Origin of the sequence: Gordonia hankookensis (assembly GCF_014673215.1) — a bacterium.
Classification (GTDB): Bacteria; Actinomycetota; Actinomycetes; order Mycobacteriales; family Mycobacteriaceae; genus Gordonia; species Gordonia hankookensis.
Genome location: NZ_JACWMS010000003.1, coordinates 575,240 through 590,642 on the forward strand (window position 1 = coordinate 575,240; position 15,403 = coordinate 590,642).

14 protein-coding genes are annotated in these 15,403 nt (G+C 66.7%); 5 read left to right on the forward strand and 9 right to left on the reverse strand.

What is annotated here, in order from left to right; translation table 11 throughout:
• Positions 1–22: 22 nt before the first annotated feature.
• Together IDF66_RS17105 and IDF66_RS17110 are read right to left on the reverse strand one after the other, a co-directional pair.
• The gene (locus IDF66_RS17105; protein ID WP_317628739.1) at positions 23–421 is read right to left on the reverse strand and encodes an NUDIX domain-containing protein; all 399 of its coding nucleotides are present in this window, start codon (positions 419–421) and stop codon (positions 23–25) included.
• The gene (locus tag IDF66_RS17110) at positions 418–1,869 is read right to left on the reverse strand and encodes a carboxyl transferase domain-containing protein (RefSeq protein WP_190267861.1); all 1,452 of its coding nucleotides are present in this window, start codon (positions 1,867–1,869) and stop codon (positions 418–420) included. The genes IDF66_RS17105 and IDF66_RS17110 overlap by 4 nt, the downstream gene beginning before the upstream one ends.
• Positions 1,870–1,990: 121 nt before the next feature.
• On the opposite strand from IDF66_RS17110, the gene IDF66_RS17115 reads away from it, so the two are divergent.
• Positions 1,991–2,467 carry an SRPBCC family protein gene (locus IDF66_RS17115; RefSeq protein WP_190267862.1) on the forward strand — a complete coding sequence of 159 codons (477 nt, stop codon included), beginning with the start codon at positions 1,991–1,993 and terminating at the stop codon, positions 2,465–2,467.
• Here the strand turns inward: IDF66_RS17115 and IDF66_RS17120 are convergent.
• From IDF66_RS17120 to sucC, 4 genes are all read right to left on the reverse strand, one after another.
• Positions 2,455–2,919 (reverse strand): RDD family protein, encoded by a 465-nt coding sequence (locus IDF66_RS17120; protein WP_190267863.1) that lies wholly within the window; start codon positions 2,917–2,919, stop codon positions 2,455–2,457. The two genes, IDF66_RS17115 and IDF66_RS17120, sit on opposite strands and share 13 nt — an antisense overlap.
• Positions 2,912–3,598, reverse strand: a complete 687-nt coding sequence (locus tag IDF66_RS17125; RefSeq protein WP_317628740.1) for a hypothetical protein — start codon at positions 3,596–3,598, stop codon at positions 2,912–2,914. Before IDF66_RS17125 ends, IDF66_RS17120 begins: the two co-directional genes overlap by 8 nt.
• Positions 3,599–3,681: 83 nt before the next feature.
• Entirely contained in the window at positions 3,682–4,572 is an 891-nt protein-coding gene (gene sucD / locus IDF66_RS17130; protein WP_164306437.1) for a succinate--CoA ligase subunit alpha, read from the reverse strand.
• Between the two features lie 11 nt (positions 4,573–4,583).
• Positions 4,584–5,747: an ADP-forming succinate--CoA ligase subunit beta gene (sucC, locus tag IDF66_RS17135; RefSeq protein WP_164306438.1), complete on the reverse strand. Its 1,164-nt coding sequence runs from the start codon at positions 5,745–5,747 to the stop codon at positions 4,584–4,586.
• A 426-nt stretch (positions 5,748–6,173) separates the two neighbouring features.
• On the opposite strand from sucC, the gene IDF66_RS17140 reads away from it, so the two are divergent.
• Entirely contained in the window at positions 6,174–7,271 is a 1,098-nt protein-coding gene (locus tag IDF66_RS17140; protein ID WP_190267864.1) for a M23 family metallopeptidase, read from the forward strand.
• Positions 7,272–7,338: 67 nt separating this feature from the next.
• Here the strand turns inward: IDF66_RS17140 and IDF66_RS17145 are convergent, their stop codons facing one another.
• Together IDF66_RS17145 and IDF66_RS17150 are read right to left on the reverse strand one after the other, a co-directional pair.
• Positions 7,339–9,852, reverse strand: a complete 2,514-nt coding sequence (locus IDF66_RS17145) for a UvrD-helicase domain-containing protein (protein ID WP_190267865.1) — start codon at positions 9,850–9,852, stop codon at positions 7,339–7,341.
• A gap of 114 nt (positions 9,853–9,966) precedes the next feature.
• On the reverse strand, positions 9,967–11,838 hold the full coding sequence (locus IDF66_RS17150) for a hypothetical protein (RefSeq protein WP_190267866.1): 1,872 nt from the start codon (positions 11,836–11,838) through the stop codon (positions 9,967–9,969).
• 46 nt (positions 11,839–11,884) lie between these two features.
• Between IDF66_RS17150 and IDF66_RS17155 the strand changes: the two genes are divergently transcribed.
• The 3 genes from IDF66_RS17155 (at position 11,885) to pgi (ending at position 14,865) form a co-directional block, all read left to right on the forward strand.
• Positions 11,885–12,232, forward strand: coding sequence for a chorismate mutase (locus IDF66_RS17155; RefSeq protein ID WP_190267867.1), 348 nt, complete (start codon positions 11,885–11,887; stop codon positions 12,230–12,232).
• A gap of 118 nt (positions 12,233–12,350) precedes the next feature.
• Entirely contained in the window at positions 12,351–13,130 is a 780-nt protein-coding gene (locus IDF66_RS17160; protein ID WP_190267868.1) for a class I SAM-dependent methyltransferase, read from the forward strand.
• A 43-nt stretch (positions 13,131–13,173) separates the two neighbouring features.
• Positions 13,174–14,865 (forward strand): glucose-6-phosphate isomerase, encoded by a 1,692-nt coding sequence (gene pgi / locus IDF66_RS17165; RefSeq protein ID WP_190267869.1) that lies wholly within the window; start codon positions 13,174–13,176, stop codon positions 14,863–14,865.
• A gap of 3 nt (positions 14,866–14,868) precedes the next feature.
• On the opposite strand, the gene IDF66_RS17170 is transcribed toward pgi, so the two are convergent.
• Positions 14,869–15,402 carry a hypothetical protein gene (locus IDF66_RS17170; protein ID WP_190268060.1) on the reverse strand — a complete coding sequence of 178 codons (534 nt, stop codon included), beginning with the start codon at positions 15,400–15,402 and terminating at the stop codon, positions 14,869–14,871.
• Between the last annotated feature and the right edge of the window lies 1 nt (position 15,403).

The following is a 15,403-nucleotide window of genomic DNA, read 5'->3' on the forward strand; positions in this document are numbered from 1 at the left end:
GTGATGGCACCGCTCGGGAATCTCAGCGCAGCAGACCATACCGACGTAGGTGATCGACCAATCCGTCGGTCAGGGGCAATTCGGCCAATTCGTGCGCCTCCACCCACCGGGCATCCGCCGCATCGTCGCCCGCACGGATCGTGCCCGAACGGTATTCGGCCACGAAGTCGTGGACCTCGTACACCACGTCGTCGTCGCCCGGGATGTCGACCACCCAGGCCTCCGCTCCGACATCGACGACGAGACCCGTCTCCTCCGCGACCTCGCGCGCGGCCGCGGCGGGGAGCGTCTCCCCCGCTTCGACCTTCCCGCCGGGCACGCTCCAGCGGCCGACCTGTGGCGGATACCGGCGCTGCACGAGTAGCAGCCGGTCGGCGGAATCCCAGACGACCGCTCCGACCCCCACGACACGCCGGGTCACCCGCCACCTCCGGGGACGCGGGTCCGACAAGCGTCCGACGGCGTCGGCCCCGAGGTCAGTTCCGCGGCGATCACCGATCGGAGCCGGGTCATCCCGTCGGGTGCGGTCACATCGACGAGGAGGTCGACGGTGTCGTCGGCGTAGAGGGCGCCTGCGGCGATGCCCTGGTCGGCGGCCAACTCCGCCGCGTGGTCGGTGTCACGGTGCACGATGAGGCTGGCTCCCTCGGGTGGCAGGGGCGACAGCCACGCGTCCGTCGCCGCGATCCGGCGGTCCGTCGGAAACAGCGCCAGTGCCGCCCCGCCGGCCCCCTGCCCGAGCAGAACTGAGATGGTCGGCACCGGGACCGACACGAGTTCGGCTGTGCAGCGGGCGATCTCGGCGGCCAGCCCGGCTTCTTCGGCAGCAACCGACAACTCGGCGCCCGGGGTGTCGATGACGGTGACCACCGGCAATCCCAGGTCGGAAGCCATGGCCATCCCGCGGCGCGCGACTCGGAGGTCGACCGGCCCGATCAGCTCCCCGCCCGCCTGTTTCCGCCGGTCATGCCCGATCACCACGGCCGGATTGCCGCCGAAACCGTGGAGTGCCAACCACAACGGTGCATCACCGCGGAGTACCACGGTGCCGTCCGTCGCCAAGAACTCACTCAACCCGGGCCGATCCCGCGCCCTGGTCGCGAGCACCGCCTCCCACGCGGTCCCCGCCCACGAACGCTCCGAGATCGGCCCGGCTGCAGCCTTCCCCGTCCCGCCCGGCCCGCGCACTCTCGACGACAGCATCGCGAGCGTCTCCCCGACGAGCCCGCCGAGACGCTCGGCCGGCACGACGGCGTCGACCAGACCTCGTCGGTGCAGATTCTCCGACGTCTGTACGTTCTCGGGGAACGGTTCCCCGTACAGCCCTTGGTAGACACGGGGACCGAGGAAACCGACGAGTGCCGACGGCTCCGCCCATGTCACGTGTCCCAGCGATCCCCACGACGCGAACACCCCGCCGGTCGTCGGATGTCGGAGATACACCAGGTAGGGCAGCCCCGCCGCCTTGTGCGCGTTGACCGCGCCGGTGATCGCGACCATCTGCAGGAATGCCGCGGTTCCCTCCTGCATCCGGGTTCCGCCCGACGCCGGGAGGGCCAGCACCGCAATCCGCTCCCGCGTCGCCCGCTCGATCGCGGCGACCACCCGCCTTCCGGCGCTGCGACCGATCGACCCTCCGAGGAAGCCGAATTCACTGACCACCACGGCCACTCGGACATCGCTGACGCGACCGGACCCGGTGACCACCGATTCATCCAGCCCGGTGCGCTCATGCGCCCGGGCGAGCGAGGAGCGATATCCCGGGTCGGCCGGCTCCCAGCCGACGGGATCGTCCCATGCCTCGAATGTGCCTTGATCGAACAGCGATTCGACCAGACTGATGGCGTCGGGGTGCGCGCGATCGGTCACCCTCACATCGTAGTGTGGGCTGCCCGCCAGACGACCATTCGGGAACAAACGGCTCGGACCGATGATCCGTGGGGCCTGCGGCGGTCATAATCGCAGACACACTCACCGACAGGAGCTCACCATGTCCGACTACACCGTGACGCGGACCGCCACGATCGCTGCCGAACCGGAGAAGATCTACCCGCTCATCGTCGACTTCCACGAGTGGAAGCGGTGGTCCCCGTGGGAAGGCCTCGACCCCGACCTCACTCGCGAGCATGCGGGGGCCGACAGCGGTGTGGGTGCGAGATACTCCTGGGCGGGAAACCGCAAGGCCGGCAAGGGCACCATGGAGATCACCGACGTCACCGAGCCCACCCGTGTCGCTGTCGCCGTCGCTTTCGAGAAGCCGATGAAGTCGACCAGCAACAGTGTCTTCACCCTGGCGCCCCGCGGCGCGCAGACCGAGATCACCTGGACGATGACCGGACCGCACTCATTGTTCTCGCGGATCGCCGGCCCCTTGGGACTGTTCGACAAGCTGATCGGGAAGGACTTCGAAAAGGGTTTGGCCGCATTGAAATCCGAATCGGAGATCGGACCAGCTCAGCGCGAGTAGACCACTCGCGTCCGCAGCACGACATCGGCGACCGAACGGCGCCGCCGGTCCACCGCCACCCACGCCAGCCCGATGGCGAAGAACACGCAGATCAGCGCGCGCAGCAGTGCACCCACCGGACGCATGCGGTCACCCTTGTGGTTCACCACACGCAGACCCATCACGACCGATCCGAGCGTGCGTCCCGAGACCGCCCAGCACAACGCGAGATAGGCGATCGACACCCCGATGAAACCCGTTGCCGTGAACACCGCATTGGGCTGCGGGAAGGAGAAGTCGCGGATGCTGAACAGGAGTCGCACCATGGCGAAGCCGAGGTAGGCACCACTCAGGATCGCGAGCACCACCAGAAGGTCCAGAAATGCCGCGACACCGCGGCTGACGATTCCGGCGTTCTTGCTGCTGTCGTGGATGGCCGGGGGATGCGCCCGGGGATGCAAGGTGTCACTCATCGGGTGGGACCTCCGGCGCGCGCCGCAGAATCCGGCCGACGATCCCGGCCACGGCGTCGTCGGCGCGCTCACTTGTGCTTCGCACGTCCGTCATCACGTCGGAGGTCACGGAGGTACTCGCGTCACGGATGATGTCGGGCAGGTCAACGCCCTCGATGATCTCGTTGGCCAGGCCGATGAGGTCGACCCGGTTCAGGATCGCGTCGACGTCGATTCGCGCTGCGATCGCGTCGATGTCGATGCCACCGGCCACTGCATCCAGATCGACATTCGCCACCGCCGCGTCGAGGTTCACCCGGTCACGGATCACCGCGTCGAGATCGACGCGGTCGAGAATCGCCTCGATGTCGAGGCCGGCGGCGACCTCGTTCAGATCGACGTTCTCACGCACCAGCGTGGTCAGGTCGAGTTCGGCCACGATGCTCGAGACGATCACCGCGACAAGGGTTCGCACACGGCCGATGACATCCGGGAGCGCCTCGAGTACCTGCTCACCGCCTGCCGCCAGCCGGTCGACTCCCCGCCTTCCGAGTGCTCCGATCACCGGCAGGCGTAGGCCCAGACGGATTCCCGATGCCACGACGGCGGCCGACGCGACCGTCGCCCGACCCGCAAGCGCCGCCGCACCGATCGCCGCCGCGACGAGTACCTCCCGCGGTACCTCATTGTCCTGGCCCACAAACGAATCGTAGCCCCCGAACGAACTGCAGCCGTTGTTCCCGACAAAAGGGAACAACGGCTGCAGATACGTCGTGCTGGTTCTCAGAGGCTCTGGTAGAGCTCCCGGGCCAGCTTGGCGGTCTCGCTCGGCGTCTTGCCGACCTTCACGCCTGCGGCCTCGAGCGCCTCCTTCTTGGCCTGCGCGGTACCCGAACTGCCGGACACGATGGCACCGGCATGGCCCATCGTCTTGCCTTCCGGCGCAGTGAATCCCGCGACGTAACCGACAACCGGCTTGGAGACGTTCGCCTTGATGTAATCGGCCGCGCGCTCCTCGGCATCGCCACCGATCTCACCGATCATCACGATGACCTTGGTGTCGGGGTCCTTCTCGAAGGCCTCGATGGCGTCGATGTGCGTGGTGCCGATGACGGGGTCGCCACCGATACCGATCGCGGTGGAGAAGCCGATGTCACGCAGCTCGTACATCATCTGGTAGGTCAGGGTGCCCGACTTCGACACGAGGCCGATCGGTCCGGTGCCCGCGATGTTGGCAGGCGTGATGCCGACCAGCGACTCGCCCGGGGTGATGATGCCGGGACAGTTCGGCCCGATGATGCGGGTCTTGTTGCCCTTGGACACGTTGTAGGCCCACGCATAGGCGCTGTCCTGCACCGGAATTCCCTCGGTGATGACCACCAGCAGCGGGATCTCCGCGTCGATGGCCTCGATGATGGCGTCCTTGGCGAACTTCGGCGGCACGAACGCGATCGAGACGTCGGCGCCGGTCTCCTTCATCGCCTCGGCCACCGTGCCGAACACGGGCAGCTCGACGCCGCCGTCGTGGCTCACCGTGGTGCCGGCCTTGCGCGCGTTGACGCCGCCGACGATGTTGGTGCCGGCCTTGAGCATCAGGGCGGTGTGCTTGGTGCCTTCACCGCCGGTGATGCCCTGGACGATGACCTTGTTCGCTTTGTTCAGAAAGATCGACATGGCTCAATTCCTCACTTGCTCGCCAGTTCGGCGGCCTTGTCGGCGCCGGAGTCCATCGTTTCGGCGAGCGTCACCAGCGGGTGATTCGCATCAGCCAGGATCTTGCGGCCTTCTTCGACCTTGTTGCCGTCCAGGCGAACGACGAGTGGCTTGTTCGCGTCGGAGCCCAGCTTGTCCAGCGCACCGACGATGCCGTTGGCCACCGCGTCGCAGGCGGTGATGCCACCGAACACGTTGACGAAAACGCTCTTGACCTGCTCGTCACCCAGGATCACATCGAGGCCGGCGGCCATCACCTCGGCCGATGCGCCGCCACCGATGTCGAGGAAGTTGGCGGGCTTGACACCCTTGTGCGCCTCACCGGCGTACGCGACGACGTCCAGGGTCGACATGACCAGACCCGCGCCGTTGCCGATGATCCCGACCTGACCGTCGAGCTTGACGTAGTTGAGGTCGTTCTCCTTGGCCTTGAGTTCCAGAGGATCGGTGGCGTCCTTGTCCTCGAACGCCTCGTGCCCGGGCTGACGGAAGTCGGCGTTGGCGTCGAGGGTGACCTTGCCGTCGAGCGCGAGGATCTGGTCGTCGGGGGTGCGAACCAGCGGATTGACCTCCACCAGGAGAGCATCTTCGTTGATGAAGACCTCCCACAGCTTCTGGATGGTCACGGCCGCGGCGTCGAGCACCTCGGCGGGCAGCTTGCCTGCCTCGGCGATGCTGCGAGCGAATGCGAGGTCGACGCCCTTGACGGCGTCGACGGGGATCTTGGCGAGAGCGTCAGGATTCTCCTCGGCGGTGACCTCGATCTCGACGCCACCCTCCACGGAGCACATGGCCAGGTAGGTGCGGTTGGTGCGGTCGAGCAGGAAGGAGATGTAGTACTCCTCGGCGATGTCGCTCGCCTCTGCGACCAGCAGTTTCTTGACGACATGTCCCTTGATGTCGAGGCCGAGGATCGACTCGGCGTTCGCCACCGCGGCGTCGACGTCGGCGGAGTACTTCACACCGCCCGCCTTGCCGCGGCCCCCGACCTTCACCTGGGCCTTGACCATCACCGGTTTGCCGATTTCCTCAGCAATCTCCCGTGCCCCGGCAACCGTGTCGGTAACGCGGCCGGCCGAGGTGGGCACCTCGTGCTTGGCGAAAAGTTCCTTCGCCTGGTATTCGAAGAGATCCATTCAGCTCACCATCTCGTAGGTTTGTCCGCAGAAGGATGTAACACCGCAGGGGTGTATTGCGGGCCATATCGGACTTTAAACCTGCCGCGTATGGCCCCTGTCGGCGCACCCGCCGCATGTGCGACAGATCACTCGCTCGGTCGACCCTTGCCCACCTCACCACCCTGCCGATCGCGGCCCGATCGGGACGTGATCTCATGAACCGGTTGGCGAGGGGGCGAGACCGAACACGGGTGCACCCATGTGGATTCCGAATTCACAGTGGTCGACATCACGGCGAGTGCACAGTGATGCGGCTCACATATCCACAGGTTTTGGGCTCGCACCGTTGGACTTGGCGCAATCAATTCGTTACCGTCGGCTGTCAGTTGGTCACAAAAGGATTACGGTCGCCAATCCGATAGTCCTCGTTAGCAAAGAGATGAGGTGGACGACTTGACGGGACGCGGTAATCCGGACCGACCGGTCACGACCACCGGGCAGTCCTCAGCCCGCTTCACCGAAGACCGTTCCGCCACGGACGTCACCACGATCATCCCGATCGACGACTTCACCGACGGCGACACGACGTGGGACTCGGGTACGTGGGACCGCTCCTACCATCCGACCCGCTCCGAGATCACCCAGGACATCCTGATCCCGGAGAGCGAGTTCGACGCCTATCAGCACGACGAGCCGTTCGACGTCGACGGCGCCCGCCCGGACAGCTTCTCGCTCGAGAGCGTTGCCGGCAGCGACGAGCGCCCGCTGTACATCTCCGATGACAAGCCCTTCCGCACACGCACCACCCAGGGCGGCTTCGTCCGCCGCGGTGGCAAGCACCGCATCAGCGCTCCCCCGGCCGCCCTCAAGGGCGGCCGCGCTGCGCTCATCGCCATGGCGGCCGGCGCCGCCGTCGCCGCGGTCGCACAGGTCGGTTCCACCGACAGCACGCCCACCACACCGACGAATGCCGCCAACGTCGACACGACCGGCGAGGCACCAGACCTCGGGCCCGGCGTCGCGACCGCCACCCCGGCGAAGGACATGAACACCTTCACCGACCAATTGGCCGTGGGCAAGCAGCGCGCCGCCGCCGAAGAGCAGCGCGAGAACCTTCTCCGTCGTCCGCTGTTCGAGTCGCCCATCCCGCTCGGCAACTACGACTTCACATCCACGTACGCGAACCGCTGGGGTAGCTTCCACGGCGGGATCGACCTCGCCGCACCCCTCGGCACCCCGATCCACGCCGCCACCGACGGTGTCGTCGTCGAGGCCGGTCCCGCATCGGGCTACGGCAACTGGGTCCAGGTCCAGGCCGCCGACGGGACGATCACCATGTACGGCCACATGGCATCGTCGGGTGTACTGGTCCAGAAGGGCCAGCACGTCACCGCGGGCGATGTCATCGCACTCGTCGGCAGCGAGGGTTTCTCGACCGGCCCGCACTGCCACTTCGAGGTCTGGAAGAACGGGAACACCAAGATCGATCCCGCACCCTGGCTCGCCGAGCACGGCGTGAAGCTCGCCAACTTCAGCGGCTGATCCACCCTGACGACCTGGTCGGTCGTTCTCCGCGAGAAGTCGACGGACCGGCCGTCGGGTGCCGGGCCTAGAGCTTGTCGCCCGGAAGCCCTCCTGCGGTCAGCAGCGTGACCCGTCCGACCTTCCCGCCGAAGTCGAAGGTGATGCGTTCCGTCGCACCACTGCCCTCTTTGGCCACCGCCTTGCCCATGCCGTACTTCGGGTGACTGATGCGGTCCCCGACGTCGTAGTGCACCTGCTTGTTCCGACCCCGCGTCGGGTCCGATGAGTACGACGACCTTCCGCGATCGCCACCGAAGCCGCCGCCCCCGAAGCCCGAGTCACCACGACCGAACACTCCGCCGCTCGAGGACAGGTGCCTGCTCGCCGCGCGGCGCGGTTCGGTCCGTCGCCAATCCAGCAGATGCTGCGGGATCTCCTGCAGGAAGCGGGATTCCGGATTCGACACCGGCTGACCCCAGGACGACCGCATCACCGATCGGGTGAGGTAGAGACGCTCCTTGGCACGCGTGATCCCGACATAGGCGAGCCGTCGTTCCTCGCTGAGCTCGGCGGGGTCCCCCAGCGCGCGCAGATGCGGGAAGTGGCCGTCTTCCCAACCCGTCACGAACACGACCGGGAACTCGAGGCCCTTGGCGGTGTGGAGCGTCATCATGGTGACCACTCCCTCACCCTCGTCGGGCACCTGGTCGGCGTCGGCGACGAGTGAGACCTTCTCCAAGAAGGCCGCGAGCGATCCGGGCTCCGGTTCGCCGTCGTTGTCCGGAGGTCCGTCGATCCCATCGTCGTCGATATCGGTCGTGTCGTCGGCAGACAGCCCGGCGGCATCGGCACTGAATTCCCTTGCCACTGCCACTAATTCGTTGATGTTGTCGAGGCGGGCGCCATCCTGTGGGTCGCGGGAGGCCTCGAGCTCGGTCCGGTAGCCGGTCCGCTCGACGATGGCGTCGACGAGCTCACCGATGTCGGCGCCTTCCTCCGTGGCGTCGACGACGGCGACATCCTCGCTCGCCTCACCCGCCGCGCCGAAGGTCGCGAGAAAGTCGTTGCGCAGACCTTCGATGAGATCCACGAATCCACCGATCTGCTTCACCGCACGGGTGTTCAGCAGTGGCACGTCTCCTGCCGCACCTTCGACGAGCGCCTCGTAGAAACCGATTCCCCGATTCTCCGCATGTACCGCCACGCAGGCCTCGGCCCGGTCTCCGATACCGCGGCGCGGGGTGTTGAGAATGCGTCGCAGACTGACCGAGTCGTCGGGGTTGGCGACCACCCGGAGGTAGGCGACGATGTCGCGCACCTCTTTGCGCTCGTAGAACTTGGTCCCGCCGACCACTTTGTACGGGATACCGTGCCGTACGAAGACCTCCTCGAGCGATCGGGACCCCGTGTTGGTGCGATAGAACACGGCGATATCGGAGTACGAATGGCTTGACGAGCCGCCGATCGAATAGTCGGTGAGATCCTCGATCTCCTTTGCGATGAACAACGATTCGTCGCGATCGGAGTCGGCGACGTAACCGACGATCAGCTCACCGTCCCCCGAATCGGTCCACAATCGCTTCTCGCGGCGGTTCGCGTTCTGCGCGATCACGGCGTTCGCCGCCGACAGGATCGTCTGGGTGGAGCGATAGTTCTGCTCGAGCAGGATGCTCTCGGCGTTCGGGAAGTCGCGTTCGAATTCCTCGATGTTGCGGATCGTCGCGCCGCGAAACGCGTAGATCGACTGATCGGCGTCGCCGACCACGCACAATTCCGACGGCGGCACCGGCGAGTCGGAGTCCTCGTCGCCGACCAACTCGCGGATGAAGACGTATTGAGCGTGGTTGGTGTCCTGGTACTCGTCGACCATCACGTGGCGGAACCGGCGCCGGTAGTGCTCCGCGACCTCCGGATGACGCTGGAGGAGCGCCACGGTCTCGCCGATCAGATCGTCGAAGTCGAAGGCATTCGCGGTCTGCAGGCGGCGTTGATACTCCGCATAGATCTGCGCCACCACCAGCACCGAGGGCTCGGCGTCGGACGCCGCGGCCAACGCCGCATCGGGATCGATGAGCTCGTTCTTGAGATTCGAGATGTTGACCGAGACGCCACGCGGACTGAACTTCTTCGGATCGAGCTGCATGTCACGGATGATCATGCCCAGCAACCGTTTCGAATCATCCGCGTCGTAGATCGAGAAGTTCGAGTTACGCGCGCCGAGCAGTGCCGACTGCGCGCGCAGGATCCGTACGCAGGTGGCGTGGAACGTCGACACCCACATGTACGCGGCGCGCGGGCCCACCAGATCTATCACGCGCTCGCGCATCTCGGCGGCGGCCTTGTTGGTGAAGGTGATCGCCAGGATCTGGCCGGGCGTCGTGTCGCGTTCGGCCAGCAGGTAGGCGATCCTGCGCGTCAGCACCGCCGTCTTGCCCGAACCTGCGCCGGCCACGATCAGCAACGGCCCACCGGCATGCAGGACCGCCGCCCGTTGCTGCGGGTTGAGACCGTCGAGAAGACGGGCGGTGCGATCGTCGGACGCGGTTCCGGTGCCGGAGTCCTGGGAGGTCTGGGCCGTTTCGCGGGTGGAGCTTGTCATCGGGATTCAGGTTACTCCGGGGCTGCGACACGACCGGACCGGCTCGCCCGCTCCACGCGATCATGTGTCCCCTGGGGGTCGTCCCCGACCGCAGAACGGCGTCTGAGAGCAGGCTCAGCCGACGAGCCTGGCCTCGGCGACCTCACCGACTCGCCCCTCCCCGGTGTGCAGCGTGAGCCCTGGCGTCACCGGCCGCACGTCGACATGCCGCCCCCTGCCCTCGAGCTGGACATAGGCGACGTGCAATCCGGCGCGCACCGGCACCCGAACGGTGCGGCCGCCGTCGAGCGCCATGTCGACGTCGCCGTCCATGTCGGCGCAGTAGCTGACCGCGACCGTCCAACGCCATTGCAGCAGTGGACCGTCGAGGACGAGCCGCCGCGGCCCGGTCACCTCGGGTCGGCTGCACGACCCCCGGCCGGGCCGGACGGTGCGAGCGGGCGTGACGGCGCCGGGCACCATGTTGCCTGCGTTGTCGAGAACGTTCAGCCGGTCGGTGGTCGCAGCGAAATCCGGACGATCCCGCACACGCCCGAAGGTGTGACTGATCTGATTGTTCGGATACGCAACGGGCAGGAGCACTTCCAGCGGAAGCGACTGATCGAACATCGGATGATCCCGGTTCGCGGCGAGCGAGCGCTTCGCGTTCGCGAGATAGTCCCCGGTCGGATCGTCGCGCCACGACGTCGAGAAGGACACCAACGAGATCACCGCCGACACCACGGCGAGCGCACCGGCCAGCGGCACGATGACCGGGGCCAGTCGCCGTGCCTCCGTGGCGCCGCCGTGGCGCGCGGCCTCGCCGGGTGCGGTTGCCGGCGACGCGACGATCAGAGCGATCGCGATGGTGATCACGAGCGCGGCGTCGGGGAGATACCGCATGGTCTGGGCGAGTTCGAGTGCGGTGTTGGCGCTCGATCGGTTCCACAACACCGGGATCTGGGCGCCGACGACGTAGACGGCCGTGCAGAGCAGGACCGCACCCGCGCCCCGACGTCGTGTGATGGCCCACCACACCAGCGCCGCGAGGACCACCCAGCCCAGGACGATCATCCAGACCGGCGGGAATCCCATCGGCGGGCTCGGCACCCAGCGCTCCCATTCCCACGGTCCGCCGACCAGTGACGGGATGACCGCGTCATTGATCGACCGCCACACCAGCCGCATTGTCTGCGTCGCCGAGTGCTGCCCCGCGGTGGCGTCGGAGACGGAGAAGAACACCACCGCCCACGCCACGAAGACGACCCCCAGCGACGCCCACAGTGCGCGCGCACCGGTGAATGCCCTGATCAGGGCACTATCCGGTCGAGCGGCACCGGCATCGCCCTCGCTGTCGATCTCCGGCGGGGCGTCGTCGTCCGGACGCCCGGTGAAACGGGCGGCGAGCACGGCCGCGACGAATGCCACCGGAAGGATGAAAAGCGACTTCTCGAAGAACGTCAGAGCGATGACGAACACCACCGACGACCGGATCACGATCATCCGGGCGTCAGGTCGACGGCCCCGCGACCTGGTCAGCAGTACCGCGTCGGCGACGATCCAGGCCATCGCGGCCTGCATCGGCAAGGTGTTGAGTGCGGCCGCCCACCACGCGAACGCCGGCACGGTCATCGGGCTGAACAGGTAGAACGTCAGCGCGGCGAGCGCCGCCACCCCAGCTCGCGGTCCGGCGATCACCCGGATCATCCGCCACACCGAGAGCGAGGCGATGGCCTGCAACACGATCATGCTGATCGCCGGCACCAGCCAGTTCACCGGAGCGATCACCGTGGACAGGCCCGCCAGCAGGAACGCGGCAGGCATGAAATGCCCGTCGTGGCTGTGTCCGAGATAGTCCCAGCTGAGGATCGGGAGCGTGGATGCGCGACCGATCAGCACCAGGTCGTCCCAGTAGAAGTTGCCGGTTGCGGCCAGCCATCCGCGGACGACGAGCTGTATGAGAATCAACGCGATGGCAACCGACGACACTGTCCCCCTGCTCAGCATGGGCTCCAGTCTCACGGCCATCGGACCCCGTGGCAAAATCGATCGGGTGACTGACGCCAACACCCCCGACGACGAGGTCGGCGACGATGCGGGCACCACGACCGGCTTCGACGTGGCTGCCTACGACCTGTCCGCCGACGTCACGACGTTGCCCGACGACATCGATGTGCTGCGAGGCGAGATCGATCGCATGGACGCGATGATCCTGGCCGCGGTCAAACGCCGGTCGGCCGTGTCCAAGAAGATCGGGGCCGCCCGGATGGCCTCGGGTGGGCCACGCCTGGTCCACAGTCGTGAGGTGAAGGTCCTCGACCGCTTCGCCGAACTCGGGCAGGAAGGCCACACGCTGGCGATGCTGCTGCTGCGTCTCGGGCGCGGCCCCCTCGGGCGCTGAGGGCGACTCACACGAAACTGCTGCCGCACAGCGCTCTTCTCGCAACTGCCGCATTCCCCTCAGACCACGACGACCGGCGCCATTGACCGTGCGCTCACGTCGGAGTTGAGTGGACGTCATGTTCACGTCGCCCGCCGACGGATACGACCGCTTCATGGGCCGCTACACGCGGACACTTGCGCCCGCCCTGGTCGACGCTGCGCGGGTTGACCAGGCTGAGCGGGTCCTCGACGTCGGCTGCGGGCCGGGCGGTCTGACGGGTGTCCTCGCCCGGCTGCTGGGGGAGCAGAACGTCGCGGCGATCGACCCGGCTGCCCAGTTCGTCACCGCCTGTCACGAGCGATATCCCGATGCCGACGTCCGTCAGGGCACCGCCGAGGCACTGCCATGGCCCGACGACGACTTCGACGCGGCGTTCTCGTGCCTGGTCGTCGGCTTCATGACCGACGCCGATCAGGGCCTGCGCGAGATGTCACGCGTCACGCGCCCGGGCGGGGTGGTCGCCGCGTGTATGTGGGACCTCGACGAGGGCGGCATGACGATGCTCGAGACCTTCTGGGCAGGCGCCCGGGAGCTCGACCCAGCCGTCGTCGGCGAGCGTATGCGGGTGGGTGTCGGCCGCGGCGACATCGCCACCCGTCTACGCCGGATCGGTCTGCACGACGTCGTCGACGGCGCACTGATCGCTCACGCCGACTACACGGACTTCGATGACTTCTGGCAGCCGTTCACCTTCGGCGTCGGACCGGCCGGTGCACACCTGGCAGCGTTGCCAACCGACCAGCAGGAGCGGGTACGCGACCTCTGCCGCCCGCAGCTACCGGACGGACCGTTCACGCTGAGCGCTCGCGCCTGGTTCGCCTGCGGAACCGTCCCGCCGCCGGACGCCGACCGCTGATGTCAGGCCCCGCGGGCCGCGCCGACGACATAGGGTGAACGTCATGAGTGACGTCTCCGGCAGTGACTTCGACACGAGCGACCACGACGACATCACCGCGACCCAATCCTGGCAGGCACTCGCCGCGCATCAGCCACACGTGTACGCGATGCATCTGCGCGAGGTCTTCGCGGTCGACCCCGATCGCGGGCGGGAATTGACCGTCGACGTCGGGGATCTGCACATCGACTACTCGAAGCATCGCGTGCTGCGCGAGACCCTGGAACTGTTGGCGAGCCTCGCGCGCGAGGTCGGGCTCGAGGATCGTCGCGACGACATGTTCGCAGGCGAACACATCAACACCTCGGAAGATCGCGCGGTCCTGCACACGGCACTGCGTCTACCGGCCGACGCCTCGCTGCATGTCGACGGACAAGACGTGGTCGCCGACGTCCACGAAGTCCTCACCGCCATGGGCGCGTTCACCGACAAGCTGCGCAGCGGAGAGTGGAAGGGGCACACCGGCAAACCCATCACCGACGTCGTCAACATCGGTATCGGCGGCTCCGATCTCGGCCCGGTGATGGTCTATCGGGCGCTGCGTCACTATGTCGACGCAGGCATCCACTGCCATTTCGTGTCCAATGTCGACCCGGCCGACATGGTCGGCACCCTTGCCGAACTCGACGCGGAGACCACGCTGTTCGTCATCGCCTCCAAGACGTTCACGACACTCGAGACTCTGACCAACGCGGCGGCGGCGCGCACCTGGCTCCTGAAGGAACTCGGCGCAGGCGACGACGCGGTCGCCAAACACTTCGTCGCCGTGAGCACCAATGCCGACGAGGTCGCGAAGTTCGGCATCGACACCGTCAACATGTTCGGGTTCTGGGACTGGGTGGGCGGCCGCTACTCCGTGGACTCGGCGATCGGCCTGTCGGTGATGGCCGCGATCGGCAAAGAGCGATTCGCCGACTTCCTCTCCGGGTTCCACGTCGTCGACCACCACTTCCGCACCGCGCCCCTCGAACAGAACGCGCCGGTCATCCTGGGCCTGATCGGGCTCTGGTACAACAACTTCTGGGATGCCCAGTCGCGTGTGGTGCTCCCCTATTCCGACGACATGGCCCGTTTCGCAGCGTATTTGCAGCAGCTGACCATGGAGTCCAACGGCAAATCCGTCACCGCACACGGCCATCACGTCACCACCGACACCGGCGAGGTGTTCTGGGGTGAACCGGGCACCAACGGGCAGCACGCCTTCTATCAGCTGCTCCATCAGGGCACCCGCATGATCCCCGCCGATTTCATCGGTTTCGCCGAACCCACCGACGATCTGCCGACCGCCGACGGAACCGGCTCCATGCACGATCTGCTGATGAGCAACTACTTCGCGCAGACCAAGGTGCTGGCCTTCGGCAAGACCGCCGACGAGATCGCCGACGAGGGTGTCCCGCCGAATGTGTTGGCACACAAGGTGATGCCCGGAAACCGACCATCCACGTCGATCCTCGCGCCCCGGTTGACCCCGTCGGTCATCGGGCAGCTGATCGCCCTGTACGAGCACCAGGTGTTCGTGGAGGGGATGATCTGGGGTATCAACCCGTTCGATCAATGGGGCGTCGAACTCGGCAAGACGCAGGCCAAAGAACTGCTCGGGATCATTGTGGAGGCACAATCGCCTGCGCCACAAGAGGATTCGTCGACCGACGAGCTCGTACGATGGTATCGCGAGCATCGCGGCCGCGCGCGGTGACGATTACTGCCAGCGAGTTTCGTCGAACACTTCGTCGGGGATCTCGTCACCGGGCTCCATACCGAGAGCTTCCATGCGGCCCACCAGCGCCGCGGCCACCGCGACGAAGGTGATGAGATCCTGTGGCTCCGTGGAACGTTCCGCCGGATCGCCACCCATGAACTCGAATACCGAAGGCGGCACACAGTCGCCCATGTCGATCGACCGCCGCCCGGTGGCCGTACGCCAGGCGTCGAAACTGGCGACGTCGACCGCGTCGGCGATGTCGCCGGTGCGCACGGCATCGAGAACCTCGTCGACCGAGGTCAGCGGACCGCTGCTGCCACTGGACGCGTCGAAGCCGACCACGGTGTCCGATGCCAGTTCCGAGTCGTCGTCGAGCGTGAAATAGACGATGCCACGCCAGTCCGCGCCGAGCGCGGTCACATCGTCGCGCCCGAAGATGTCCGTCAGAAGGTCACCGATCTCGTCACGACGGCGTTCACCGAACAACTGAAACGCGCCATTGGCCACAACCTGCCCCTGCTTTGCCGACACA

Coding starts and splice junctions, on each gene's coding strand:
- IDF66_RS17115 (WP_190267862.1), top strand. CDS start 1,991: ATGTCCGACTACACCGTGACGCGGACCGCCACGATCGCTGCCGAACCG.
- IDF66_RS17120 (WP_190267863.1), bottom strand. CDS start 2,919: ATGAGTGACACCTTGCATCCCCGGGCGCATCCCCCGGCCATCCACGAC.
- sucD (WP_164306437.1), bottom strand. CDS start 4,572: ATGTCGATCTTTCTGAACAAAGCGAACAAGGTCATCGTCCAGGGCATC.
- sucC (WP_164306438.1), bottom strand. CDS start 5,747: ATGGATCTCTTCGAATACCAGGCGAAGGAACTTTTCGCCAAGCACGAG.
- IDF66_RS17145 (WP_190267865.1), bottom strand. CDS start 9,852: ATGACAAGCTCCACCCGCGAAACGGCCCAGACCTCCCAGGACTCCGGC.
- IDF66_RS17150 (WP_190267866.1), bottom strand. CDS start 11,838: ATGCTGAGCAGGGGGACAGTGTCGTCGGTTGCCATCGCGTTGATTCTC.
- IDF66_RS17160 (WP_190267868.1), top strand. CDS start 12,351: ATGTTCACGTCGCCCGCCGACGGATACGACCGCTTCATGGGCCGCTAC.
- pgi (WP_190267869.1), top strand. CDS start 13,174: ATGAGTGACGTCTCCGGCAGTGACTTCGACACGAGCGACCACGACGAC.